Source organism: Runella aurantiaca (genome assembly GCF_003339505.1).
GTDB classification, from domain to species: Bacteria; Bacteroidota; Bacteroidia; order Cytophagales; family Spirosomataceae; genus Runella; species Runella aurantiaca.
In genome coordinates this window covers 170,034-196,565 of record NZ_QPIW01000011.1, presented here as the reverse complement: position 1 = coordinate 196,565, position 26,532 = coordinate 170,034, and the positions used below count along the sequence as shown (strand labels likewise).

At 48.5% G+C, this 26,532-nt stretch carries 17 protein-coding genes; 1 reads left to right on the top strand and 16 read right to left on the bottom strand.

Annotated elements, in window-relative coordinates:
* Positions 1-242: 242 nt before the first annotated feature.
* From DVG78_RS15295 to DVG78_RS15250, 10 genes are all read right to left on the bottom strand, one after another.
* The gene (locus tag DVG78_RS15295; RefSeq protein WP_114461927.1) at positions 243-524 is read right to left on the bottom strand and encodes a hypothetical protein; all 282 of its coding nucleotides are present in this window, start codon (positions 522-524) and stop codon (positions 243-245) included.
* A gap of 89 nt (positions 525-613) precedes the next feature.
* On the bottom strand, positions 614-1,918 hold the full coding sequence (locus DVG78_RS15290) for an enolase C-terminal domain-like protein (RefSeq protein WP_114461926.1): 1,305 nt from the start codon (positions 1,916-1,918) through the stop codon (positions 614-616).
* A 143-nt stretch (positions 1,919-2,061) separates the two neighbouring features.
* Positions 2,062-3,177, bottom strand: coding sequence for a mannonate dehydratase (locus tag DVG78_RS15285; protein WP_114461925.1), 1,116 nt, complete (start codon positions 3,175-3,177; stop codon positions 2,062-2,064).
* 57 nt (positions 3,178-3,234) lie between these two features.
* Entirely contained in the window at positions 3,235-4,095 is an 861-nt protein-coding gene (locus DVG78_RS15280) for a 2-hydroxy-3-oxopropionate reductase (protein ID WP_114461924.1), read from the bottom strand.
* A 75-nt stretch (positions 4,096-4,170) separates the two neighbouring features.
* Positions 4,171-5,610: a GntP family permease gene (locus DVG78_RS15275; RefSeq protein ID WP_114461923.1), complete on the bottom strand. Its 1,440-nt coding sequence runs from the start codon at positions 5,608-5,610 to the stop codon at positions 4,171-4,173.
* A 59-nt stretch (positions 5,611-5,669) separates the two neighbouring features.
* Entirely contained in the window at positions 5,670-6,443 is a 774-nt protein-coding gene (locus DVG78_RS15270; protein ID WP_114461922.1) for an HpcH/HpaI aldolase family protein, read from the bottom strand.
* A 28-nt stretch (positions 6,444-6,471) separates the two neighbouring features.
* Complete coding sequence (locus tag DVG78_RS15265) at positions 6,472-7,995, bottom strand: SusD/RagB family nutrient-binding outer membrane lipoprotein (protein ID WP_114461921.1); 1,524 nt, start codon at positions 7,993-7,995, stop codon at positions 6,472-6,474.
* 27 nt (positions 7,996-8,022) lie between these two features.
* Positions 8,023-11,574 carry a SusC/RagA family TonB-linked outer membrane protein gene (locus DVG78_RS15260; protein WP_114461920.1) on the bottom strand — a complete coding sequence of 1,184 codons (3,552 nt, stop codon included), beginning with the start codon at positions 11,572-11,574 and terminating at the stop codon, positions 8,023-8,025.
* Positions 11,575-11,594: 20 nt separating this feature from the next.
* Complete coding sequence (locus DVG78_RS15255; protein WP_114461919.1) at positions 11,595-12,599, bottom strand: FecR family protein; 1,005 nt, start codon at positions 12,597-12,599, stop codon at positions 11,595-11,597.
* Positions 12,600-12,670: 71 nt separating this feature from the next.
* The gene (locus tag DVG78_RS15250) at positions 12,671-13,357 is read right to left on the bottom strand and encodes an RNA polymerase sigma-70 factor (RefSeq protein WP_114461918.1); all 687 of its coding nucleotides are present in this window, start codon (positions 13,355-13,357) and stop codon (positions 12,671-12,673) included.
* A 258-nt stretch (positions 13,358-13,615) separates the two neighbouring features.
* Between DVG78_RS15250 and DVG78_RS15245 the strand changes: the two genes are divergently transcribed.
* Positions 13,616-14,398, top strand: coding sequence for a DUF6242 domain-containing protein (locus tag DVG78_RS15245; protein WP_199563258.1), 783 nt, complete (start codon positions 13,616-13,618; stop codon positions 14,396-14,398).
* Positions 14,399-14,472: 74 nt separating this feature from the next.
* Here the strand turns inward: DVG78_RS15245 and DVG78_RS15240 are convergent, their stop codons facing one another.
* The 6 genes from DVG78_RS15240 to DVG78_RS15215 all read right to left on the bottom strand — a co-directional run bounded on the left by DVG78_RS15240 (position 14,473) and on the right by DVG78_RS15215 (position 26,410).
* Positions 14,473-15,978, bottom strand: a complete 1,506-nt coding sequence (locus DVG78_RS15240; RefSeq protein ID WP_229598238.1) for a glycoside hydrolase family 32 protein — start codon at positions 15,976-15,978, stop codon at positions 14,473-14,475.
* Positions 15,979-16,093: 115 nt separating this feature from the next.
* Positions 16,094-17,800: a RagB/SusD family nutrient uptake outer membrane protein gene (locus DVG78_RS15235; protein ID WP_114461915.1), complete on the bottom strand. Its 1,707-nt coding sequence runs from the start codon at positions 17,798-17,800 to the stop codon at positions 16,094-16,096.
* A 21-nt stretch (positions 17,801-17,821) separates the two neighbouring features.
* Complete coding sequence (locus tag DVG78_RS15230; protein WP_114461914.1) at positions 17,822-20,989, bottom strand: SusC/RagA family TonB-linked outer membrane protein; 3,168 nt, start codon at positions 20,987-20,989, stop codon at positions 17,822-17,824.
* 9 nt (positions 20,990-20,998) lie between these two features.
* Positions 20,999-21,889, bottom strand: coding sequence for a carbohydrate kinase family protein (locus DVG78_RS15225; protein ID WP_114461913.1), 891 nt, complete (start codon positions 21,887-21,889; stop codon positions 20,999-21,001).
* A gap of 21 nt (positions 21,890-21,910) precedes the next feature.
* Positions 21,911-23,236, bottom strand: coding sequence for a sugar porter family MFS transporter (locus tag DVG78_RS15220; protein WP_114461912.1), 1,326 nt, complete (start codon positions 23,234-23,236; stop codon positions 21,911-21,913).
* Positions 23,237-23,689: 453 nt separating this feature from the next.
* The gene (locus tag DVG78_RS15215; RefSeq protein WP_114461911.1) at positions 23,690-26,410 is read right to left on the bottom strand and encodes a substrate-binding domain-containing protein; all 2,721 of its coding nucleotides are present in this window, start codon (positions 26,408-26,410) and stop codon (positions 23,690-23,692) included.
* Between the last annotated feature and the right edge of the window lie 122 nt (positions 26,411-26,532).

The window sequence follows — 26,532 nt, the reverse complement described above, 5'->3', positions numbered from 1 at the left end:
ATAGATGAAAAATTTGTAAATGTTGTATTATTCTGTGGTAAGTTAATCAAAAGTTAAAAACCCCAGCAATAGTTAGCTGGGGTTTTTAAAGAAAAACAAAGTCCAAAGTAATTTCCAAGGGAAGCCTACATTGCTGACTAGGGAAGAGAATACTAAAAAATGGGGTAAAACCAAAACCCATGCCTGTGGAAACTCTTTTTATGAACAGTAGAGTAGTAGCGAAGGATAAAGGAAATGTTCCGTCAAACCCTCCGCTCCGGCGTTTTAAAATCAAGCAACAACTCATTGGGCAATACGACTTTTGGCTCCAAGATTCGAACAAGCTGCCCGAAGGCGTCCTGTTTCATCTTGGTATCGCCTTTGTCAAAACAGCGATACGAGTCGTAGTTGACGTAAGCCGTATTGGTAGGCTCGTACAAAAAACCGCCCTTGGGTAAATGATGATTATCCAATTCGGGCACGTACACCACGGTGAGGGTGATGCTGTCCTGATATTTCGGATAGAATGTCCACGTTAACTTCATTCAAAAATAGGTTGCGTTTTGTTTCCTAAAGTCTCCCTTTATTTTACAAAGTACCAGAATTTTCAGAACAAAGCAATAACGCGGAGGCATTACCAGCGAACCGATTTGAATTTCCAGCCGGGAACCTTTTTTTGCATTTCGGGTTCGTCGTCACGTTTGGTGAGGCCGCAAGCAAGATAATTTTGGTGGAGTTTTTCCAACGCTTCGCGGTCAAGCTCTACGCCCAAGCCAGGTTCTTGCGGCACAAGTACGGCACCTTCTTCAAACTTGAAGCGCCCGCCCACGATGATTTCGTCCGATTGCCAAGGGTAGTGCGTGTCTAGCGCGTACGTCATTTTTGGCAATGCCGCGCCCAAATGCACCATGGCCGCCAATGAAATGCCCAAGTGGCTGTTGGAGTGCATCGACAAGCCGCGCCCAAAGGTCTCGCAAATGCCAGAAAGGGTCATGGAGGCGCGCAGGCCGCCCCAAAAATGGTGGTCGCTCAAAATAATATCTTCCGAGCCGATGGCGACACTGTTGGGAATATCCTCAAACGATGTAGTACACATGTTGGTAGCAAGCGGCGTTTTGAGGGCTTTGCGCACCTTCGCCATGTTTTCCTGCCCGCGTGTGGGGTCTTCTAAATATTCGAGAATCGGCTCCATTTCTTTCCCGTATTTGATGGCTGTTTCTACAGTCCAGAGGGCGTTAGGGTCAACACGGAGCGGGAAATTTGGGCCAAAAGCATCGTACAATGCAAACATGGCATCTACTTCCTGACGGGGCTCAAACACGCCGCCTTTGAGTTTAATAGATTGAAAACCAAACTCCTTGCACATGGCTTGGGCTTGGGCCACAATTTCTGCTGGATCCAAGGCGCTTGCCTGTCGGGCGGCGGCCCATCCCGTCGCGTTGGGGTCGATGTCAAAGGCTAATTCCCCGCCCGCACCTTCGTATTTATAAAAAAGATAGGCGGAAAAAGGCACGCGGTCGCGCATTTTTCCGCCGAGTAAATCCACAATCGGTCGTCCTGTTACTTTACCGATGATGTCCATACAGGCCACTTCTACGGCGCTGAAAATATGCACCAATTTGCGTTGGTCCCAGGGTGTTTCGCCGCGTTGGGCCGAAGTATCGGTGCCAAAACGTTCTACCAACACGTGTCTGATTTCGTTCAATTGAAATACATCTCGGCCTATAAGCAGGGTTTTGGCTTCTTCCAAAGCCGCATCAATATCTTTATTCCCCGGTATTTCGCTGATGCCCGAAATATTATCGTCTGTAATCACCTCCATGATGGTACGAAGCGCATAAGGAGCGTGCAATCCCGCCGCATTGAGCAGGGGCGGGTCAACGACAGCAATGGGCGTAATGATGATTTCTTTGATGCGGGGGCCAGATGTAGATGACATACGAAAAGTGATTTTTTAAAAATATTTTATTAGCGATTTTTATTACACAGAGAGCCACGGAGTTAAAGATGAGAACCACAGAGAAAATACTCTCTGTGGTTCTTTATAAAAACGCTATTTTCCTCTGTGTAATGTTAAAAACCTCACACTTCTTCCGAAACGGTTTGCAGTAGTCCTTTAATGTAGCCGTAGCAGAACGAAAAAGCCTGTAAACTGGCGGCAGGGTCGTGGTGGTGCGGCACGTGGTCGGGCATGACCATGCCTGCATAGCCCACATCCCGTAACGCTCTGACTACCTGCGCAAAGTTCATTTCGCCATTATCGGGGTACACTTCCTGAAAGTTATTAAAATTGCCTTTGATATTTCGCAAATGGACATTGAAAATCTGATTGCGTTCGCCAACCCATTTGATGATGGGATAAATGTCGTTTTTTGGGTCTTTCAGACCTTCGGCAATGGAGCCGATGCAAAAATTGAACCCGTGGTATTCGCTGTCGTAAAGTTTGGCAAAACGTTGAATTCCTTTAAAAACATCGGGGCTGTTCCAGCGCATCACGCCCCGATACGCGGCGGATACTGGCGGGTCAGCGATGTGATTAGCCAATTTAACCTTGTATTCCTTGGCAACGGGCAGAATACGGTCGAGTAGGTAAGTGATTCGCTCAAATATCTGATCAACAGAAACATCCCCCGCTACTGTCTTGGGGTCATTTCTTTTCAATGCTTCTTCATAATTCCACACGCTGTATTCGGCATTGCCGCGTTTGGGGTCGGTGTATTTTCCAGTGCGTAGCACGGGCAGAATGGTGGTGTTGTAATTCAGTACTTTTATACCTGTTTTGCCCGCTACCTGAATCATCTGCTGAAGGTATTCGATTTCGCGGTCGCGCTCGGGGCTTTTGCCGAGCATTATATTGGGGTAAGCTACTCTATCGATTCCTGCCGAGGTCAGCGGATAGTGGTAAGCGTCAAGGCTGATGCCGTACTTCTCGCAGGCGTCCCTTTTTGCCAATGAATCTTCCAAGTCCCATCCCTTGCCCGGAATAATTTTTGGAGAACCACCGTCGATGTTAAACACCCCGTGGCGGGCTTTAAATTCGAGATTTTCAACACTCGTGCCGCCCGATTGACAACCCACTTTCATGAGTACTTTTTTGGGTGGAGTAGGTAGAGTGGTGGCCTTGGCGTGATCGGGCCCGAAAATGGCCGCTCCCACGGAGCCTGCCGTCATTGTTTTTAGGAAATCGGTACGTTTCATCGTAGTAAGTGGCAAGCCACGGTTAAAGGTTACAGTTGGATAAAGGGCGTTGAAAGATTATTTTTCTAGTAGCAATAACAGCGAGCTGTGGTCGAGTTCACCGTTTCCTTGCGCTACGGCGGCTTCCATTTGGGCCGCTACCAACGCCGTGCCTTTGAGGGGCACCGAAAATTCTTGGCCCGTTTGAAGGGCAATTCCCATGTCTTTTTTGTGTAATTTTATTTTGAAACCGGGGTTGAAATTACGGTCAATCATGCGTTTGCCGTGGAGGTCAAGGATGCGGCTTTGGGCAAAGCCTCCCAGCAATACTTCCCGCATTTTTTCGAGGTCAACGCCCGCTTTTTGGGCCAAGGCAAAAGCCTCTGCCACGGCCTGAATCGTCATGCCGACAATCATTTGGTTGCAGGCTTTGGTGGTTTGACCCGCGCCGGGCTCACCCATATGCACAATGTTTTTGCCCATGGCCTGAAACAACGGCAATGCTCGCTCAAAAGCATTGGCACTACCGCCAACCATGATTGAGAGTGTAGCGCCAACGGCCCCGACTTGTCCGCCCGAAACGGGAGCGTCTAAGGCCTCCACGCCTTTGGCCTGCATTAAGTGGTAGATATTCATCGCCGTAGCTGGTGCAATGGTCGACATATCAATAAACAACGCCCCCGCTTGAATGCCTTCCAACACGCCGTCGGCACCCGAAACTACCTGTTCCACCTCGGGTGAATCGGGCAACATTGTGATGATGATGTCGGAGTGTTGGGCCAGTTCTTTACTCGTCAAAAAGGCTGTTGCGCCAGCCTCGGTCAACTCGGTGGCGGCGCTGCTTTTGCTCAAAACAGACACGGGGTAGCCTGCTTTCAGTAAGTTCAAAGCCATGGGTTTTCCCATGATTCCTAGTCCGATAAATCCTACTTTTTCCATCTTTTCAAAATGAATGTATCACGCAGAGCCCCGCAGAGGACAAAGAGCGATTGAGTTATAATTACGTTAGAATCTTTACACCAAAGGGAATAGTTTTGCCCCTATCATAATGACCACGAGGCCCGTCAATCCCATCACCACCAGTAGTGGAGAAATGGTTTTCAAAGCTTCTTTTTCGGTCAAATTGCTGAGTTTACAGATAATCCAGAAACCTGCATCGTTCATCCAAGGCACCAACTTAGAGCCACAGCCAATGGCTAGGCCCAAGTACACTGGGTGAAACTCCAGATTGGCATTATTGGCCATTCCCGACAAAATCCCCGAAGCAGTAATCAGCGCAACCGTAGCCGAGCCTTGGGCGGTACGCACCACGGCGGCAATGAAAAACGCCATCGGAATGAGGGCCATTTGGTACTCTTTGGTCATGTCGGCAATGCGGGCGCTGATGCCCGTTTGCTGCAACATTCCGCCAAAGGCCCCGCCCGCCGCCGTAATCAAAATGATGCCGCCGCCGCTCATCAAAGCCGCCTGCACAAAAGGCGTCAGGCCTTCTTTGTTGTCTTTCTTTTGGCTAGCCAATAGTAACAGGGCGGCGATACCGCCCGTGACGATGGCAATGTTTTTGTCGCCGAAAAACTTTACAACCGTGATAAGATTGCTCAAAAAGGACGATTGTGCCTCACCCGGCTTGAATAGATTACTCAGGAAGGTGTCGGCGCAGATAAATACGATAGGAATCAGTACTGGCAGCAACGAAACGCCCAACCCGGGCAGGTGTTTAGTTTCTTTGGCGGCAATGGATTTGAGGTCTTCCAGTTTCGCATCCAATGAATCTCGTAGTTCAATCGGCCATTTTTTATTGGCCCACAGGGCGAAAAAATAGCCAGCCGTAATGGTAAACAGCCCGACAATCGTGCCAGCAATCATCATCAAACCAATCGGAATGTGCATTTCTCCAATCAAAAACAACGGTCCGGGGGCGGGTGGCACCAGTGAATTGGCCATGGCCGCACCCGCCATAATACACAAGACGAGTAAAAGGTAGTTTTTGCCAATCCGCAACGTCATGGCTTTGGCCAAGGGAATCATCAGGAAAAGAACGGTGTCAAAGAACACGGGAATACCCAAAAAGAAACTGCTCACCAAAAACGCGGCGGGTGCTTTGTCGATGCCCGTGAGGCGTAAAACCGACCGGATGATGCGCTCGGCGGCACCACTTTCGAGCATACATTTGCCGATGATGGCGGCCATGGCAATCAGGATACCGATTTTGGCGCAGGTATTTCCAAATTCGGTAGCAATACGCTCGCCGATGCCTTTTTTGGATAACGCCAATGCCGCCGCTGGAGCGGTGCCTTTGGCCAATGCAAACTGCTCAATGACGGCGGCGGGCGTCATCAATGCCACTACAAAAGCCCCTAACAAAAGAGCCAAAAAGGGGTGTAATTTAAGCCCAATGATGCCACCGACTACGATAAGAACACCAACGGATAGGATAAAAATAGGATCAGTCATTCAAAAAAAGGTTTAGGAACGGATATTGGTTGGTGGATAATCGTCGGAAAGCTTCGGTACTAGGTATACGTTGCCCGGGCAGCCGCCAATTTTTTAGCCATGGCCCGTGCGCCGTCGGCCACAAAGGTGGCGTCGGCACCGCAGGCAATGAAACGGATGCCCATGTCGTGGTACTTTTGGTAATCGTCGGGGTTGAAAAACAAAATACCCGTGGATTTGCCCGCTTTTTGGGCGGCAAGGATGATTCTTTGGAGGGCGTCGATGAAAATTGGATTATCGAACTGACCGAAAATTCCGAGTTCCATCGAAAGGTCTGCTGGCCCGATGAAAAGCACATCGACCCCTTCCAACGCGGCGATTTCGTCCAAATGGTTCAGGGCTTCCACGGTTTCGATTTGGATAATACCTAAAAGACTTTCTTTTGAGGCGTCGTAATACGCCTGAAAATTTTGCCCAAACCCCGTTGCCCGGACCATTTTGGCCACACCTCGGTTACCAAAAGGAGGATAATGCAGGCCGTTGATTACCTTTTTGGCTTCGAGTGCATTGTTTACTTTGGGACACATAACCCCCGCCGCACCCATGTCCAACACCCGGGAAATACGGGCAGAATCACTGCTCTCGACGCGCACAAAGGCGGTGGTCGGCGTGCTTTCCAGCGCCTGTAATTGCGCCAATACATCCTTTTCGGTACCGGCACCGTGTTCCAAGTCAATCAATACCCAATCGAACCCAGAGAGTCCTACGATTTCGGCCGTGAGCGGGCTTCCAAGATTTAACCAACACCCGTTGAGGGTTTCTCCTTGTTGGAGTCGTTTTTTTAGATTTTTCATGTATAAAAAAGGATGAAAACAAGCTGTTTTACTTCTTGTCCCACCATATTCTGGTATCTAAAAGGTTAGGGCCTTGACGGCTAATGGCCTGTTCTACATTGGTTTTATTTACGTTTAGCTCGGCGTCGGTGTACGTCAGGCGGCGAATAAAGGGCTCAGTCTTGAGGTCGCTACCTGGATAAGGGTTTGGCGTCAAAATAGGGTAACCGCTGCGACGGAAATTGGCCCAAGTTTCAGGCCCAATCAGAAAAGAAGCGACCCAATATTGGGTGTTGATTTGCTCCAATTCTTTGCCGACTGCGAGCGGATTGGCTTGGACGTAAGTGGTGATGGCAGCGTCGGCGATGGCCGTGCTTGCTCCATAATTTGCAAATTGCTGCATGTGTGCCCGAATTCCGTTGGCGTACAAGACGGCGGGGTCACCCGTGGTCCATTTCCGAAAAGCGGCTTCGGCCAGTAAAAGTTGCGTTTGGGCGTAGGTAACCAGAAAACTTGGGGCGGCCAAACCCGCCATACGGGTGCGGTCGAGTTGGCTATAATCCCACAGGCTTGCCAATTTGTTGGCCGTTACGGCCGCGCTGATGGTGGTGTTGTCGTAGCCCAAAGGTGCCCCGATTTGAACCCCCGGTGTACGATTAGCGCGGGATTCTACCTGCTGCGCGCCGCTGGTGGCCCCCACGTACCGAACCGCAATCGAAGCCAAACGCGGGTCATTGTTTTTGCTTAAAAAAGTGACAAAATCTTCGGCCAGATAAAAGAAAGCCGATTGACCGCCGTTGAGTTGCGAACCCACAGGGTTGGTAAAATTGGCGTTATGACGAATGATGGCGTTGTCGGCATTGGCTTGCATGACCCCACCCGCCACGGCTTTGGCTACGTATTCGGCGGCTTTGGTCGGGTTAACTTTGGAAAGACGCATGGCCGCGCGCAGCAACAGCGAATAACCCAATCGTTTCCATTTGGTCACATCTCCGTCGTACAAAACATCGCTGGCTACTTTTGCTTTGGAGGCATCTAGACCAGCCGAAGCGGCATCCAACTCACTTAAAATAGCGGTATAGATTGACTCCTGCGTGTCGTAAACGGGAGTGGCAATGCCTTCCAGATAGTTTTTGCCCGCCTGCGTATAGGGAATGTCGCCGTAGGTATCGGTCAACAACATAAAGGAATACGCTTTCCAGATACGGGCCATGTTGTAAAGATTAGAACGCGCAGGAAGGTCTTTGGTTTTGGCCACCACGTCGGTCAATTCCTTGATATTGGTCTGATAATACGTGTTCCAGTTGCCAGAGGCTACGCCCCGATTATCTTGATTGAAGTTTGCCGCCGAACCCTGACCGCTGAAAGGCGTAATCATTTGCTTGACGATGGTGGTTTCGTAACTCAAATTGCCGTAGCCCGGCGCGGTGTTGACGATAGCGGTGTTGAGCTGATAGCCAGGGTCAACGGCGGTCAAGGCAATTGGGTTGACGTTCATTTCGTCAAACCCTTTGTCGCAGGAAGCCAGAAAGCAACAGGCGATTATTGGGAGATAAATACGTATTTTTTTCATCTTGATTCTCTTTTGGTGATTTGAATCTTAAAATTTAACATTCAGATTAAATCCGATACTGCGTGTAACGGGCAACCCCGTGGCTTCTAGTCCAATCAGGTTATCGGAAGGAAAACCGAATTGTTCGGGGTGGATATTGGGAACCCATTTTTTGAGTACGGCCACGTTGTTGGCGACGGCATTGAGCCGAAGTCCTTTGATGAACGGAATGGCTGTGGGGAGGAATTTGGTGAAATCGTAGCCAATCGTGATTTGGCGTAATTGCCACAGACCTGCGTTGTACACAAACTCTTCGGCGATGTTTTGAGAGCGTACCGTTTCATAATACGCTTGCACGCCTGACTTGGTTTTGTTGACCTCGCCGTTGGGGTTGACACCGTCGCCGATGACGAAGTTTTCGGCCCTTCCCACCAACGTCGCTTTGTGCAATCCGTGCCGCCACGCGTTGTGGTTGGTGCCCGAAATCATCTTATGGCCTAGTTTGAAATCAATCAAGAATGAAAGGCTTATGCCTCTGTATGTGAGACTATTGGTGAATCCTCCCACCCACAGCGGCAATGCACTGCCAAACGCAATCTGGGTTGGCGTTCGTAGCGGACGGCCGTTGCCAGCATCAAATACCTGACGGCCTTGGGCGTCGCGGAGGTAGCCAAATCCAAACAATTGTCCCATCGGTTGGCCTACCACTTGGCGCAGTTCGCCCGTAAAGTCACCCGTGCCGACGGTAATCATGTTGTCGCTCACGCCGCTGCCCAAATCGAGCACTTTAGTTTTGTTGTAAGCCGCGTTGAAAATAAAATTCCAACTGAAATCCTGACGTCTGATGGGGTTTAGATTGACCAACATTTCCAAACCTTGATTACGGCTTTGGCCGACGTTGATTAATTGATTGAGGTAGCCGCCTGCGTTAGAGGTTTGAGCGCGGAGGATTTGGTCGGACGATAATTTGTCGTAGTACGTAAAATCCAATCCAATCAGGTTGTTAAACAGCTTCAACTCCAATCCAAACTCTTTCTCAGAAACCCGCATTGGGCGGAGGTTGGCATTCGGAACGGTAGAGCCGCTGATGCTTCCCAAAGGCTGTGCTACACCACTTGGCGAGGGAAACTGTTGGGGATTGATGCCGTAAAAAAGGTTGTTGGCATACGGCGACACGTCGGTGTCGCTTCCCACTTCGGCGTAGGCAGCCCTAATTTTACCGAAGTTAATCCAAGAGGGTAAAGAGGTAGCAAATGCCTGCGAGAACACAAAACTCGCCGTAATGGAAGGGTATAAAATGCTGCGATTGGCGGGCGATAAGGTTGAAAACCAGTCGTTTCTGACGGTTCCGTTTAAGAATAAATAATCTTTGAATGAAACCTCTGCCGAGGCATACAACGAATTTACTTGACGCTCTGAGAACTCATAGGTGGCGTCGCGCTGGCGGCTGTTGCCGACGGTGTACAGGTCGCGGGTGTAAAAATCTTGGACAAATACGTTGTGGCGGCTGATGCGGCGGTACATTTGGTTGCCCCCTACATTTACGTTTACCCCCACTGTACCAAAGGTTTTATTAGCTCCCAACAAGAAGTCAGCGTTGAGTTCGCGCACGTTGCGGGCGTCCTGCACGTATTGGCCGTTCACAAACCCGGCGGGTGCAGCGGGTTGGCGTTGGGTGCCCGTGGGCAAGTTATAATCCTGTTCACGAGAATAGTAATCCTGACCAACCCGACCCTGCAAAAACAACCAATTGGTGAAATTGTAGCGAGCCGTCAGGTTGCCAAACACACGGTCGTTACGGATGTTATCAAAACGTTTGAGGGCAAAATAGGGGTTGGTGCGGTTGGTAAAGCGCGACCATACGGTTTCGTTGCCGTTGGCATCAGAGGCGTATTTTTCCAATAAATCCAACGGCATAGAGTTGGCCATGTTGAAGATAATTACTGGGCTGTAATCCTGCTCGGCGATGTTTGGCGGATTTTTACGGTATTCGTTGGAGTAGTTAACGTTGCCCGAAACGGTCAGTTTTTTAAGCGTTTGCGTAAAACCCAAATTGATGGTTCGGCGGTCGTAGCCAGAGTTGCGCAAAATGGTACGGTTGTCTAAGTTGGAAACCGAAAGACTGAAGCCCCCGTTTTCGTTGCCCGAAGACAGTGTCAAGGTGTTGGTCCAAGTATAACCTTTTTGGTAAAACTTTGAGATTTGATTGCGCTGCGGCTCGTACGGAACGGTGACGTTGTCAAAAAGAATATGGGTCATGCCGGGCTGAAACTTCTCACCAAAACTCCACTGACCCGAGGTGGGAAAAGGTGCCGTAGGACGAACTCCGTTTTCACCCTGTCCGTATTCGTATTGATAATCCGTATAATCCAACGGAGTTTCAGAAGTAAAATTAGAGTTGTAACTCAGCGAAATCCCCGAGCCTGTGCCGCGTGTTTTGGTGGTAATCATGATAACCCCGTCTTTGGCCCGCGACCCGTAAAGGGCTGACGCCGCAGCCCCCTTCAAGACCGTCATGGCTTCGATGTCGTCGGGGTTGATGCTGCTCAATCCGTCGCCACCGTCGGAGGTTCGATTGCTTCCTTTTTCGGAAACATCGCCCCGGGCACCGTTGTTGGTATTGTCAATCGGCACGCCGTTGACCACGATTAAAGGTGAGTTGTTGCCGCCAAACGAAGATTGCCCGCGAATACGGATTTTGCTCGTTCCTGCCGGCCCAGAGCCCAACGACGTGATGTTTACCCCCGCCATTTTTCCCTGCAATGCATTCATAAAATTTGCGGTGCGGTTTACGGTCATCTCTTCCGTGCCTACCGTTGCGGTAGCGTAGCCGATGCTTTTGGCCTGTTTTTTAATCCCCAAGGCCGTCACGACGACCTCGCCCAAAGACTTGCTTTCGGGGGCTAAAGAAACGGAAATATTGGTCTGATTGCCAACGGTGATTTCTTTGCTTTCATAACCTACGTAGCTGAAAACCAATACGGAAGAGGTTTCGGGGACCTCCAACTGAAAAGCGCCTTCTGCATTGGTGGTGGTGCCACGCTGTGTGCCTTTAATCAACACGCTCACACCGGGCAGCCCCGCGCCTTTTTCATCGGTAACTTTTCCTTTGACGGTTTGTGCCATTACCTCCGCTTTTTCCAAACTCTTCACTTGCGGTATTTCGCTTGTTATGGGTTTTTCGGCGGGTTGTTCGGGACTGACACTCTCTTGAAATCGGGCGTCGGCTTCCGCCGTTTTAGGAGATTTTTTGGTTTCCAAAATAACATAGGAACCGTTTTTGACTTTCTTATAACTCAGGCCCGATGTTCGTAAAATACGGTCTAGATTTTGTTCCAGATTTGCGTTCAAATTGACTATATCAGAAGAAACGGTAATGCCTTCTACCAGGCCACCCTCAAACAAAATATCTACTTGGTAGCGACTTTTGAGGTCTTTGAGTACATCCCTCAACTTCAGCATGGTGGGCGCTGCAGCCTCTGATTTTTGAGGCAGTTTGTAGGCACGGGCGTAGGTTTGCGCCCAAATGGGATGCCCACTCAGCGACAACGCTAGGAGTATGACACCCATCCCGCAGGATTTTTGTAGGCTTTTTTTCATAGTAGAGAACGGTTTAGCGGCTATTGGTTATCAGTTAGAATCACAGTGTTACCCGTTTTTACAATTTTGATATTGAAAATTTCGGAGACAATACCGAGTAATTCGTCCGCGTTTTCGGCGCGAAAAGAACCGACGAGGGTGCGTTTTGAAAGGACTTCATCTTTGATAATGACCTGAATCCCGTAGTTTTCATCCATTATTTTGGCAAACTCTTCTAGCGTAGTATCATCAAATACAAAGCGATGGTCTTTCCAAGCAGCGTATTTTTCGGGTTGAGGAGTTACTTGCTGTTGGAGGTGATTACTTTGGTCGAGCGTTACCAAGTCGCCGGGTTTCATGATGACCTGCTTTTGAGTTTGGCCTTCGCGGTAGCGCAACTGCACTTTACCCTTATTGAGCACCACTTTGGCGGTTTGCTGACGCGAGTACACCGTAAACTCTGTACCTAGCACCACAACCTCAAACCCTTTGTTGGTTTTGACGATAAACTTCTGATGGTTAGGCGTATGTGTTACGTCAAAATTGGCTTCTCCCGTCAATAATACTTCGCGGGTTTTGGCCCCAAAACCAAAACGCGGTACCCGCAAAGATGAATTTGCGTTGAGTGTCACTTTGGTCTGATCGCTGAGCTCCAGCGATTTGGTTTCACCAAACGCGGTGCTGTGGGTTTGATACATGATATTATTTCTGAACACCCAACTGCCGACCAACAGCCCTCCAATCAGACAGGCTGCCAGCATCCATAACCCGAAATGTCGCCGGGTAGGAAGCGGGGGCTCTTCCGTAGGAAAAACAAGAGACGGATTTTGGTCAAATTGTTCGGCGTAGGCATGAAACCGCTCAATGGCTTCGGGCAAGCTTGTCAAATATTGAGGACGTTGGTATTCGTACTCGACCAGCCATTTATAAAACAGCTCTTCATTGGCGGGTTGTTTGACCCACTCGTCAACCATTTGTTTTTGTAAAGCGGATGTTTTTCCTGACAAATAGTTGAATATGAATTCTTTGTTGATTTCTGCGTTCATTGATGCTTTCTTTTGTGACCCGACAAGAATCGTTTTTTGTTCCTTACAAGCGAGGAGTTCTACATAAAAAATCAGTGAAAAATACCCGTAAAGAAGGCGAACAGTGAGAGCAACCACTTGTCTTTCAAAAGATTTCGAATGTACTGGTTGGCGCGGGTGAGCTGTACATCAACAGTCTTGACGGATAGATTGAGTTCGTCGGCGATTTCACGGTACTTTTTACCTTCAAATTTTTGCATCAGATAAATCCGCCGCCGTTCGAGAGGTAGCTTGTTGACGGCCTCTTCGACGTCGTGATATAATTCCTCAAACTGACTGATTTGGTCGGGTTGCTGCTCGTCAAGAATGGGTTTTTGGGCGGCTTCGCCGATGTCGGCTTTGCGGCTCAAATCCCAACGGAGATGGTTATACGCCCGATTTCGCACCGTACGAAACAAATACAGACGGTAAGAAGAATCAATTTCCAGAAACGTCTTGTTGGCGTAAAACTGAAAGAAAATCTCAGAAACCAAGTCCTCGGCAATTTCGCGCGAGCCGACAAACTTCACCGCGTGCGTGCACATCGGTTGGTAATAGCGTTTGTACAGTAACTCTACCCCAAGTCGTAGGTTGGCCTCCAGCGTTTTGCGGATAAACAACTCATCATCCAACTCAAAAGCGGTTTTGAGATGTGGGTTGGCTGGGTTAAGCGGAATGGAAGGAGTACCCAAGGTTTTTGGGTTTCGCTCTTCGTAAGGTTCGTTGTACGCCTGCTCCATCGTTTGTGCCTGAGGGTAATATTGCTGAAGGATTAATATACCTTTCCGTAATCTACTACTAAGACAAGTTGGGAGGTTAGAACTCCTTACATAAATATAAAAATATTTTTATTTTTTTGAATGTTATTGATTTTTGTATTGAAAATTAACCTAAAATGTTCGTTTTATGGCCCAAAATACTAAAATCTTAAGAGCCGATAAATTATACCGAATTGTAGTACTTTTGAGCCGAACACTTAAAAAATACGTTGAATGAAAATGGAAAAATTATTACTCGTCACCTTGGTTTGTACGGCATTTTTATCCCCTCTACTTCTGAACGCCCAACGATGGGAACAGGTAGGTAAAAAAGGAGATTGGGCAAATACCATTGGTGTTGTAGGCATGGGCGGCTACTTATACAGCATTGAAAAAGACGGGACGCTGTTTCAAACCGATAAACAGGGAAATTACCGACAGCTTGGCGATAAAGGGTTATTTGATAATGCCGACCTGCTGGTGTCGTTGGACAACGAAATTTGGACCATTGAAGATGGCTCTCTTTACCAGACGATTCCTTCAAAGGCAGTTTGGCGGCAGGTGGGCAAAACGGGCGACTGGAAAGATACGCAAGGAATGGTAGGGCTGAATGGCAAGCTTTATAGTATAGAAACCAGCGGAACGCTTTACGAAACCTCCAAAGACGGCACTTGGCGACAAATCGGTAATGATGGGGAGTTTACCGATGCCGAAATGCTAGAGGCCATGGACGGGCACCTGTGGACGGTCGAAAAAGGTACACTTTATAAAAGCAACATGAAAACCCTGCGCTGGCAGCAGGTAGGCAAGGTGGGAGATTGGGAAAATACCATCGCAATGGTGGCCGACCGTGGCTTTTTGTGGAGTGTGGAAGCTGACGGAACGCTTTTCAGAACTGATAAAAACGGAAACTATGAGCAAGTAGGCGAAAAAGGCCTTCTGAGCGCAGTAACGCGCATTATTGCCATGGATAACACACTCTACGTCATTGAAAACGGTACATTGTACCGCACAAAAGGCTAAGAAAACAGTAATAACGTCGGCGAGAGCTGCGCGCCCCGGTTCAAAACCTCGCCGACGTTATAAACCGACGTTATTTAATGAACAGTATGAACCGAAAGGGTCGTTATTTTTGCTTTTCCACCTTCCGACGTCAACGTGATTCCGCCTTCGTGTTTTGTGGGGAAAACCCATTCAGTCAGGGCTTGCTCGCCGTCCTGCGCGAATAACTCAAGGATTGACTTATCGGCTAATAGCCTGATTTTAAGCTTCCCATCCTTCAATGGTACTTTTACACGTTCCACGCTCGAAAACCTCGGATGAAAATTCACTTGACCCGAGCGTGTGCGGTCGAGGGATAATTCCTGCGTGTTGGCATCGTAGCGAATGGCCGTAGATTCGTCTTGGCTTTGGAATACATTGAGCGTAACCACCTTGGCCTGTTGTGGCTGAATTTCCAGCGTCAAATCAAACACTTCGCCCTTGAACGGCAGTTCATACGTGCCATCAACCACCTTGTTTTTAACGCTGAATACCTCTTTTTGGGCACTTTTAAGTTGAATAATGGGCTGTTGAACGAGTCGGAGTCCATCGGCTGTTTTTTTCAGGGAGAACTCTCTGGCCACCGAAAACCCACCCCGCCACGTGTCGCCCGTGGGGATTTCGCGGGCGTATTCCCAATCGTTTATCCAACCAATCATGACGGGTTTGGCGTGCGATTTTGGCAAGTTTTGGAAGGGGATGGCCGCGTAAAAATCCTTGCCTTCGTCCACGTACAGAATTTCATTTTGTTTTTGAGGAGTGAAGGTTTTTCCGTCAAAATCACCCACAAAATACTGCATGGCCAAATAGTCCTTTTGGCGGTGGCCGCTCGAAACCATCAAAACCCACTTGGTTTCATTGGTTCCTTCCACGGGTACTTTGGTCAGGGAGGGGCATTCCCAGATTTTGGTCATGTCGCCCTGCTTGCCGAATTCGCTCAATAAAGTCCACTTTTTCAGGTCTTTAGATTCATAAAATTGAGCCATGTATTCCAGTGGCTTTACGACGGCCATAATCCAGACTTGTTTTTCGGGATACCAAATCACGTTAGGGTCGCGGAAATCCTTCATGCCTAAATCCAACACGGGATTTTTGTCGTAACGTTTCCAGGTTCTGCCTTTGTCGGCGCTATACGCGATACTCTGGTGTTGGGCTTTGCCTTCAATATGCGACGTAAAAATCGCCACCATTCCTTTGGTAAAGCCTTTCTCAAAAAAGCCCGATGTATTCATGCTGTCGATGACGGTACAACCCGAAAAAATCATGGTTTGGGTTCCGTCGGCGTTGTCAAATTCGGGCAGGGCCACGGGGAGCGTTTCCCAGTTTTTGAGGTCTTTGCTCACGGCATGTCCCCAGCTCATGTGTCCCCACACATTCCCGAAAGGGTTATATTGGTAAAACAAATGGTACTCGCCGTCAAGATATACCATTCCGTTGGGGTCATTTACCCAATTTTTTGGCGCGGTATAGTGATACTGCGGGCGATAATCTTGTGGTTTGTTTTGTGCAAAACAAGCCACTGAGAAAAGGAGAAACAACAGACAAGGCGCTATTTTTTTCATTCGTATGTGTCATTAAAAAGTTTCCAAATGTACCTGTTTACAATAAGAATGGTAGCAGTAAGATATAACCACTACCATTTCTTTCATGTGTTTCTAAGCTATCAGTATTTGACTTTTAATACCCTGGATTTTGCTTATAAAGCCCGTTGGTAAAGGTTATTTCAGCCTGTGGAATGGGTAAGTACTCATCCCGGCCAGCGGTAAATTTCGCCGTTGCCAAGTACGTTCTGCTCACTTTCTCTTTGGCGATATAGGTATTGAGCGTAGATTCGGCAATGCCCCAACGAACCAAGTCAAAGAAGCGAGCACCTTCGGTTGCAAACTCCAAACGGCGTTCCCATTGCAAGGCTTTGAAAGCAAACTCCTGCGTCCAGCCCGTGGCCGAATAGGGTTTTACGTTGTACTTTGAAGCAAATGTCCCGTCGAGTTTTTTGAGGCGGCTGGTACTGGCAGCGGCTCTTTCTCTGATTTGGTTAATTAGCGGCAACGCGTTGGCGGGCTGACCCAACTGGATATAGGCCTCGGCCTGCATCAGCAATACGTCGTCGTAGCGAAGAATATCGTAGTTTTTAGCGGTTCCCATAAATGGACCGAGTTTGAAATACGACCCGCTCGTGGCCAATTGCTGAAAGCGCATGGTGTGAAAATTACCATACACGCCCGGGTCGCGTACCCAACTGTTGCTGAACAACTTAGTGTTGTCGTATTTGTACACGTGCCCGTCAATGCCTACGGTATGGTCGAGGCGTGGGTCAACGGTTTGGGTGGCCAAATCGGCGGGTTTGTTGTTGAAAGTATCAAAATTGGGCAGTCCGTTGGCATCGGTGGTGTGGGCATTGACCAAATTCTGGCTTCCTGCGTGAAACCCGCAGCAGCCGTATTGAGGCGCGCCGTGTGGGTAATTCAATCCGTCTTCGTAGCTCATGCGGCCCGCAGTGGTGCCGTCATTGACGGTGAACTGAATGGCAAAAATAGACTCCGGGCCGTTTTCGGTTTCGGGAATAAAATTGTCGGCAATGTCTTTGCTCAAACTGTATTTTCCGGAAGAAATCACGGCCTGCGTCAGTGCTACTACTTCCTGCAAGCGGCCTTTGTTAATATTGGTCACTTTGTGGTTATTATCCTGCTCGTAAGCTTGATACAATCTCAGTTTGGCCAAATATGCCTGCGCCGATAGTTTATTGGCTCTTCCCAATTCTGCCTGCGACGTGGGTAAGTTGTCAATGGCAAACTGGAAATCAGTGGCAATTTTGTTCCATGATTCTTCATTGGTCAGGGTATTGGAAACCTTTAAAATATCCGCTTCGGTGGCCGTTTCGTCAAAAATTGGGATGTTTTTGTACAGCAGCTTCATGGTGAAATAGCTGTGTGCTCTCAAAAAGCGCAACTCCGCCAACCGTATTTTTTTGTTAGGGAAATTGGCTTCCGTCAGGGTATTGACCGCACGCAGGGCCACGTTACATCTCGAAATGGATTTAAACAGGTTTTGCCACGTACGGGTTACGAACGCACCCATGGTAGGCGTGACCAAATTGTAGTGCTCAAGGGCGTCGATTTCACCCACGTCGCCCGTACCGCCGCCGCCTTTATAGGTGTCGTCGGAGCGGACACTGCCGTACACCCAATTGCTATAAATAGGTCCAATCATGTCGCCATTGCCGATGGCGGCGTAGGCGGAGGTCACCAAGCCGTCAATGGCTGTGGGCGAGGTGAGGTCAGAGGACGACAATACGCCCGTAGGAGTGTAATCAAGGGCATTTTCGCAGGAGCTGAACGCCAACACTCCCGAAATAAATATAGTGGAGAATAGTTTCTTTTTCATGTTTGCTCTAATTAGAATGTATTAAAATGACGCGTTAACACCGAAAGTGAACGTTTTTGGAATAGGCACAGGTCCAAGGTCAATGCGCTCAGGGTCAGGGCTTAAGTAGTTTTTGCTTTTGAACCAAAACAAGTTTTCGGCCATGGCGAATACTCGCAGTCGGGTAAAGACCCCTTTGGCGTTAATGCTGTAACCCAATTGAATGTTACGCATTTTAAAATAAGACGTATTGACGATGAAGTAGTCAGAGGTGCGTCCTTCGCCGTTGTTATCTTTCAGGGTCAAAGCGGGAACATTGGTGTTGGTATTTTGGGGTGTCCAGGCATCAAATACGCCAGGGCCTACGTTCTCACGTCCTTTCATTAAATTATTGAACAGCGTATAAACATCAAAACCTTTGCGGCCAGCTACGCCTGAACCGAAGAGAGACAGGTCAAATTTTTTGTAGGTCAAATCAACCCGCAACCCGTACTCCAATGCGGGCAGGGTAGTACCAATCCAAGTTCTGTCCAAATCGTCGATTCTGTTGTCATTGTTGATATCTACATAACGGATTCGGCCCGGGCCAGCACCTACTTGCGCGGGAGCGGCGTCTACTTCCGATTGTGATTGGAACAATCCGTCGGTTTTGTAACCAAAGATGTCAAATTGAGAGTGACCGATGATGGTATTGACGAGGTTTCCGGCGTAGGCGGGGCGTACGTTCTCAGGCAATTCAGTGATTTTATCTCTAAAGTGGGTGAAGTTTGCCACAACGTTGTATTTCAAATCCTGTTGTGTTACGCCGCGATAGCCCAGCACAAATTCCCAGCCTTTGTTTGATTTTGAGGCCCCATTTACGGCTTTTGACTGTCCTTCGCCAAGCGCGGAAGCAACGGGAGGGGTAATCAAAATGCCCGAAGTTTTACGGGTAAAATAATCAAATGAACCAAAGATGCGATTGTTCAAAATGGCAAAGTCAGTTCCGACGTTGATTTCGTCGGTGGTTTCCCATTTTAGTGCCGAATTGGCGGCTTGGGTTTGGACGAAGCCAGAAGGCAATGTGCCTGTATTAGCGCCTGATAAAGCATAGGCCGTGCCGATGTTCATGTATTGCTCCCAAAATCCACCCCCCAACTGAGCCTGTGTGGTGCCGTAGCGGGTATCAAACAATCCGAAACGAGCCAAGTCGCCAATGAGTTGATTTCCAACGCGCCCAGCGCCGATTCTTACTTTCAGTTCTGAAAACAGACTGTTGTTTTTCATGAACTCTTCTTGATCGATTCTCCAACCCAACGAAGCCGCTGGGAAAATACCGTAGCGGTTGTCGGTACCGAAACGCGACGAACCGTCGCGGCGGATAGTGACCGCCACTAAGTATTTATCCGAAAAATTATAATCAACCCGCGCAAACTGCGACAGCAAACGGTGGCCGGTTGAGCCGCCCGTTACGGTAGTGTTGCCCGTGCCGGCGTTCAGCGTAAAATAATCTTCGGTTTGCAGGGCAAATCCTTCTTTTTTGGTGGTTTGGAAGTTCAAATCCGTTTTGATGTACTCAGTACCAACCAAAAACTTAAAGTGATTTTTGTCGTTCAGGTCCCAATTATACCGCAATGTGTTGGACCAAGTAGTACTCAAATAGCGATTTTGGTCAAAGAATAAGCTGTTGGTGGTTCGGTTAAACGCTCCTTCCGAAAAGGTTGGCGTGATTACTTTATTCAAAAAACGTGCATCATCTGCTCCCAAATTTGATTTGAAAAACAGGTTTTTGATGGGTTGAATTTCTACAAAAATATTCCCGAAGGTGCTCAAACGATTGGCGTTGTTCCACTTGGCAATGTCCTGCATGTGGAGTGGGTTGTTACGGTCAGAATAGCCTGCTCCAGAAGCCCCCGCATAAGTAACCCCGTCTTTTTGGAAAACAGGAATGGTCGGAACTAACGTAACGGCCAATGAAGTGGTGGAAGCACCGCCTAAGTCGGTGGCCGTGAGTGTTTCGTTGGAATTGGCGATGCGTAAGTTGATGCCAAAGCGCACTTTGTCGTCAAAAGCGCGGGTGAGGGCATTGATGCTGCCACTCAAACGGTCGTAGTTGGTAAACCGCAGCATACCTGTATTCTTGAGGTGTCCCAAGTTTACTTCGAGTGAGGAGGTTTTGGTGCCGTAAGAAGCCGTAAAATCATTTCTGGTCACGATGCCCGTTTTGTACATCACATCCTGCCAATCGGTATCACCGGCGGGTGTATTGGGGTCACCACCCACGAAGGGCTTCACTGTTACGCCCGTTAGTACTGGATTACTAAAGTTTTTGTTCCAGTTAAAATCATAAATTTCTCCGTAACCTGCCGCGGGGTCTTGGCCGTCATTGACCGATGCCTGCCACAAAGCCCGTCCTCTGTCGACGGCGTTCAGCATTTTGAAGCGCATTGATTTTTCCGATTGTGCCGATACGCTGCTGTTGAACTGAAATTCGATTTTTCCGTTGGTATTACCGCCGTTTTTGGTGGTGACGATAATCACGCCGTTGGAAGCGCGCGCTCCGTAGATGGATTCGGCCGAGGCATCTTTCAACACCTGAATAGATTCGATGTTGGCTGGGTTCATGTTTTGGAACACTTCGGGGCGAGTAGTCGGAATCCCGTCAATGACGTAAAGTGGGTCGTTGTTTCCCAAAGTATTAGCCCCGCGAATCAAAATTCGGTTGTTGGAACCATTTGGTGAGCCATCTCTTTCGATGTACAAGCCCGGTACACGTCCTTGCAGAGATTGCATGGGGTTGCCTGAGCTGTTGTTTTTGATGGGGGCCAATTCAACCACCGCTACCGAGCCTGTCAAGTCTTCTTTGCGCTGTGTAGTGTAGCCCACCACCACGACTTCGCCGAGGGCGCCGCCGGGAGTGAGGCTGACGGTTATAGTGCTGATTCCAGTAATTGAAACCTCTTTGGTGGTGTAACCGATGAACGAAACTTTGAGCGTGGTGGCGTTGTCGGGCACTGAAATTGAGAATTTACCTTCGCCATTGGCGGTAGTTCCGATGGTGGTACCAGCAACCAGAATGCTGGCTCCTACGAGTGGCTCGTTGTTGTCTTCGCCCATAACGCTACCCGTTACGACGCGTTGCGCCAAGACGATTTGCAGCGAAAGCAACCACGCTGCGATGACCGGAAGATAATGCTTCATCTTGGTTAAGTAGAGAATTTTAGTGTTCATAGTAGATTGTTATTGTATTTGGGGGGTGAGAAAAGAATGAATTTCGGAAGCAGTAACAAAAGGCGTAGCACCGCGATACGTGGCAACCAACGAGCCCATAGCGCAGGCAAACTGTAAGCCGTCGGCAGGCGACTGACCTTCTAACAGACAGGTGAGCAAGGCGGCCAAAAACGAATCTCCACTACCGATGGTGTCTTGGACATCGACCTGAAAGCCTGCACTTTGGTAGAATTTTCCACCCGTCCACAACACAGCTCCGTGCTCGCCTTTGGTTACGCAAATGGTTTGAATATCAAAGGTTTCAGCCAAGGTGATGATGGCGGTTTGTTCGTCGGCATTGGGCGCGTACCATGCAGCCAGCATATCTAGCTCGTTGGCGTTCATCTTGACCATATCGGCAGCGCGCAAGAGTTGTTCAAGGGTGTTTTGGTCATAATGCGGAGCGCGCAGATTGATGTCAAAAACCTTGAAACGTGCTTTTTTGAGCAATCGAAAAAGCGTATCGGCCGACGCCGCACTGCGAGCGGCCAAGCTACCGTACACAAATACATCGGCATTGGCTACGGTGGTTTCGAGGGCGTCATCGCATTGGATATAATCCCAAGCCACGGGCTGCACAATCTTATAGGTTACTTCGTTTTTGTCGCTGACGTTGGCTTTGACCACGCCCGTCAGATGCGTTTCGCCCTGTTGAATCAAGTCGGTAGTCAGTCCTTTTTCTTCAATAAAGTCGAGGAGTTCCTTGCCTAATTCATCGTGGCCGATGCGGCTGATCATCTGAGGGTTATGGCCTAGATTTTTGAGGTGAACGGCGACGTTCATCGGCGCTCCACCAGGCTGTTTTCCCGTGGGTAACACATCCCAAAGCATTTCTCCAAAACAAATAATGTTGGTTTTCATATTGGTAGTAGGATTAAAGTCTTAGTGAGCAAAAACGGTAGGTTCGATTTTTTCGAGCGAAGAGCCTTTGGTTTCGGGCATGATTTTCCAGACAAAAAGCAGTTGGAGTAGCATCATGCCAGAGAAGAACAGAAACGTATTGCCGCCGCCCAAATAAGCCGCAATAGACGGGAAACTGAAGGCTACAACGGCCGCCATAATCCAGTGCGTAAAACTGCCGAGTGCCTGACCGTTGGCGCGTACTTCGTTGGGGAATATTTCCGAAATAAACACCCAAATCACCGCTCCCTGAGAGAAGGCAAAAAAAGCGATGTACACAAAAAGCAACACGGGAACGGTCATGCCGAAATCTTCTAAATAAAAGGCGCGAGCCACTAAACCTAGTGTAACAATCAAGCCCACGGAGCCAATGAGCATCAACTTACGACGACCGAAACGGTCAATGACATTCAGGGCCAACAGCGTGAAAACCAAATTGGTCAACCCAATGCCCGCCGAAGAAAGCAAGGCCGAATCTTTGCCCAAACCCGTCATTTCAAAAATGCGTGGTGCGTAGTAGATAATGGCGTTGATGCCCGAAAGTTGGTTGAAAAGGGCAAACAGCACCGCCAACATCACGGGCGTTTTGTACTTGCCTGAAAAAAGTTGTGGTTTGCGTTGAGTGGTGTCAATTTGGCTATTGGAAATGCGCTCAAGCGTTTGGGTAGCCGTTTCGGGGTCAATGATTTGAAGAATAGACAAGGCCTCGGCGGTTTTGCCTTTCTTTAAGACTAACCAACGCGGACTTTCGGGAATGTTGAGCACCGTAATGATAAACAACAACGCTGGAAATGCCTGCACGCCCAACATCCAGCGCCATGCTTCCTGCGGGATGTCTTTCAGGAAATAATTGGAAATGTAGGCAATCAGAATTCCGAACACGACATTGAATTGAAACAGCGCCACCATTTTGCCGCGAGACCGGGCCGGTGAGATTTCGGTGATGTACATCGGCGCCGCCACCGACGAAGCGCCCACGCCCAAACCACCCAAAAAACGGAACACCAAAAACAAACTCCAATCGTGGGCTAGGGCTGTGCCAAGCGCTGAGAGCAAATACGAAACCGCGATCCAAAATAACGTCTTTTTGCGCCCGAGGCGGTCGGCAGGAATGCCGCCAAAAAACGACCCTACCACGGTTCCGATTAAGGCGATGGAAACGGTGAGGCCGTGTTGGAAAGGAGTGAGCGACCAAAGCCGTTGGAGGGTTTGCTCCACACCCGAGATAACGGCTGTATCAAACCCGAATAAAAAACCACCCAATGCGGCAGTGATGGACCAAAAGAAGATGCTGTGCTGACGACTCATTCGTGTGAAAGATTTAGAACTTGTAGATTCGCCGTGGCGATTGAATGAGTCAAAAGTAGGACAGGGTCAGTACATTGGATTTTGGTATTCTTTCAAATACTTATAAATTTCGTACAATAGATAAGTGATTGATTGTCAAAATGTTGATTTAGGCCTTGTGTGATTTTATTTCAGAAATGTTACATCCATTTTCAAAAATCGTACATGCCGGAGAAGGAGGTGGCAGCCATGAAGCCTTTGGAATGTTGTTTTTGCCGGTGTTTTACCTGCCGGCTTACCGAAGCAGAAACAAGTTGTTGGTGAAAAAACACCAACAACGGGGCTGACGCCCTAAAGGACGAGGTAAGAGGAGGTGGGGCGAAATAGTTGGTGAGAAAACACCCACAGCGGTGCGACGGCCTAACGGCGCTCACGACCGTGGCGTCGGTTACTCATAACCGATGCTTAGGGTTCTCAAACCCCAACGCCTTTCCTAAATTCTGAAGGGGTTTGGTGTTGTTTTTGGCGGAAGAGCGTGGTGAAATAGGCGGCGGAGTTGAAGCCTGTTTCGTAGGCAACGTCGGCAATGCTCTTGTTGGTGTCGCGCAGGAGCGCTTTGGCTTTGTTGATTCGGATTTCGGTAATGTAATCGTTGACGTTCATCTGCAACAGCGCGTGCACTTTGCGGTACAACTGCACCCGCGACATGCCCATGTCGGTGCTTAATTTTTCGACCCCAAATTCTGTATCGGCAATGTGCGCTTCAATGCGCGCCGTGAGTTCGTTGAGAAAGCGTTTTTCGGTTTTGTTTTCGTTGGCAAATACGTATTCTGAACTGAACCGCCGCTGAATCTTGGCGCGGTTGTTGAGCATGGTTTTGATGGTTTCGGTCAGGTGCATTGTGTTGAAAGGCTTGGTCAAATACACGTCGGCACCCGCTTTTGAGCCTTCGATTTTGGCGTCGATTTGGCTTTTTGCGGTAAGCATCAAAACAGGAATGTGCGACGTTCGGAAATCTTCTTTGACGCGTTGGGTCAGTTCAAATCCATCCATGCCGGGCAGCATTACGTCGCAAATAATCAGATCCGGAATCATCGCTAAAATCCCTTCCCAACCGCGCTCAGCAGTAGTAAATGACTTGACAGAGACTGTTTTGGCCAATTTGTCGACTATGTAATAACTCAAATCGGTATTGTCTTCAATCAATACAACGGTGGTTGTTTCGCCAGAAACCTCCGCGGTTGGCGTGTGGGGCACCACTTCGGTTTCTTCAAAAAAGGTAGGAGTTGGACGCTCGGTTTTGTCCAAAAGCGCCTTTTCATCAGGCATCAAATGGGTATCTCCTTTGGGTAACGAAATGGCGAATGTCGTCCCTTCGTTTTTGGTGGAAGCAACTTCAATTTCGCCGTGGTGTAAATGCACAAACTCCCGCGACAAAGCCAACCCGAGTCCGGTGCCGAGGCTGTATTTTTTTTGTCCGCTGAAATACAAATCAAAGGCGCGCTCCCGTTCAGTTTCTGACATGCCCTCACCGTTGTCTTTGATAATAATTTGCACGTTTTCAGTGGTTTCCTGCAATACTACGTGGATAAAACCACCTTTGGGCGTGTATTTGAAGGCGTTGGAAAGCAGATTGAACAACACTTTGTCGAGCTTTTCGGCGTCAAACCAAAGGGGAAGCAGCGCAGTTGAAGAGATAAATTGCAAATCAATTTTGGATTTGTGGGCTTTCTGCTGAAAATCCGTCACGATGTCTCGGAGGAATTGTACAATATCCTGTTCCGATGCCAAAAGAAGTTGCTTGCCAGCGTCGGTTTTGCGGAGGTCGAGCATCTGGTCTACCAGTCGTAGCAACCGATGCGCGTTTTTCTGGATGTACAGCAAACCCGATTTAAGGTCTTTTTGTGAAATGGCTTTTTGAATCAGTAAGTCTTCCACAGGCGTAAGAATCAAACTCAACGGCGTCCGAAACTCATGGGAGATGTACGAATAAAAGCGAAGTTTCTCTTCCGTTGCCTGACGGGCTTTGTTGGAAACCTCCTCAATTTTATCTTTTTGCTCGTTGATTTGTCGATTCTGGAGTTCCAGTTTTTTGTTGGACAACTGCTTGGCTCTCAACAAATACATTGCCCAAATTCCCAACAATACCGCCAATATCAAACAGGTAATGATGACATACAGCGCATTTTTTTGACTGGCGTAAGTATCGTTTAGTTGACCGATACGTTGGTTGAGTTTTTCGATGTCTTGTTGTTGGTGTAACAACTTGTCGCTTTGGGCTTTGATGGCTTTAATGTTGCTGCGGTCAATCCGAATGGAATTCAATAGATATTCGCGTTTGGTGGCTTTTCCAGCCAAGATTTGGGCGGCGACCTCGATGGCTTCCTCCCCGCCAGTTGGATACAAAAACGTGGCCGTAAGGGTACCATCCATGATTCTTTGTAAACCGCTTTTGGGACCAGGGAGTCCATCGATGCCCACAAAAAGCGGCAATGGATTGATGCCCGCTTCTTGGCAGACGCGTTGAACACTCAGCGCCATGACGTCGTTGTGCGCAAAAACCAAATCAGCTTCACGAAGTGTCTCAAGATTTGCCAATGCTACTTTTCGGGCGGTATCCTGTTCCCATTGTCCGTACAATTGGCCACTAATCTGAATCTTGGGGGTTTTGGCAATGCCTTCCAGCAACCCCTTGTGGCGTTCCTGCGCGGGCGATGAGCTCGCAAGTCCCCATATTTCAACCACTTTGCCGCCGTTTTTCAGGAGCGTAGGAACTGCCTCTCCCACCATACGGCCGATTTCAAGGTTATCGGCCCCGATGAAAGAATTGTAAGAGTCGGAGGTGATTTTGCGGTCGAGCAATATCACAGGAATGCCTTTTTGGAAAACTTCATCAATGGCAGCCGTTAAAACGGCGGAGGTTTCGTTGGGCGAAATAATAAGTAAGTCAATGTCTTGCCGTACCAGTTCCTTTATTTGGGCCAATTGGGTAGCTGTGCTGTTGGCGGCGTCTTTGTACAGTAGCTGAAAATGAGGGTAAAGGGCCAGTTCGCGTTTCATGTCGTTGAGCATGACCCGCCGCCACTCATCCCCGCCTGTACATTGCGAAAAACCAATGGTATAGTTTTTTTTTTCGGTGGGCGTTTGACAGCCCCAACCTATACATATCAAAAGAAGTAATATTCGTAGTCGCATGGTTTTTTAGCCTTCGGGACGAAAATACCCAAAATAGTCAAAAGTGCTATTGTTTTGGTATTTTACAAAGAAAAAATTAGCTAGATTTCAATAACACATTTTCTATCAATCATCTTTTTGTC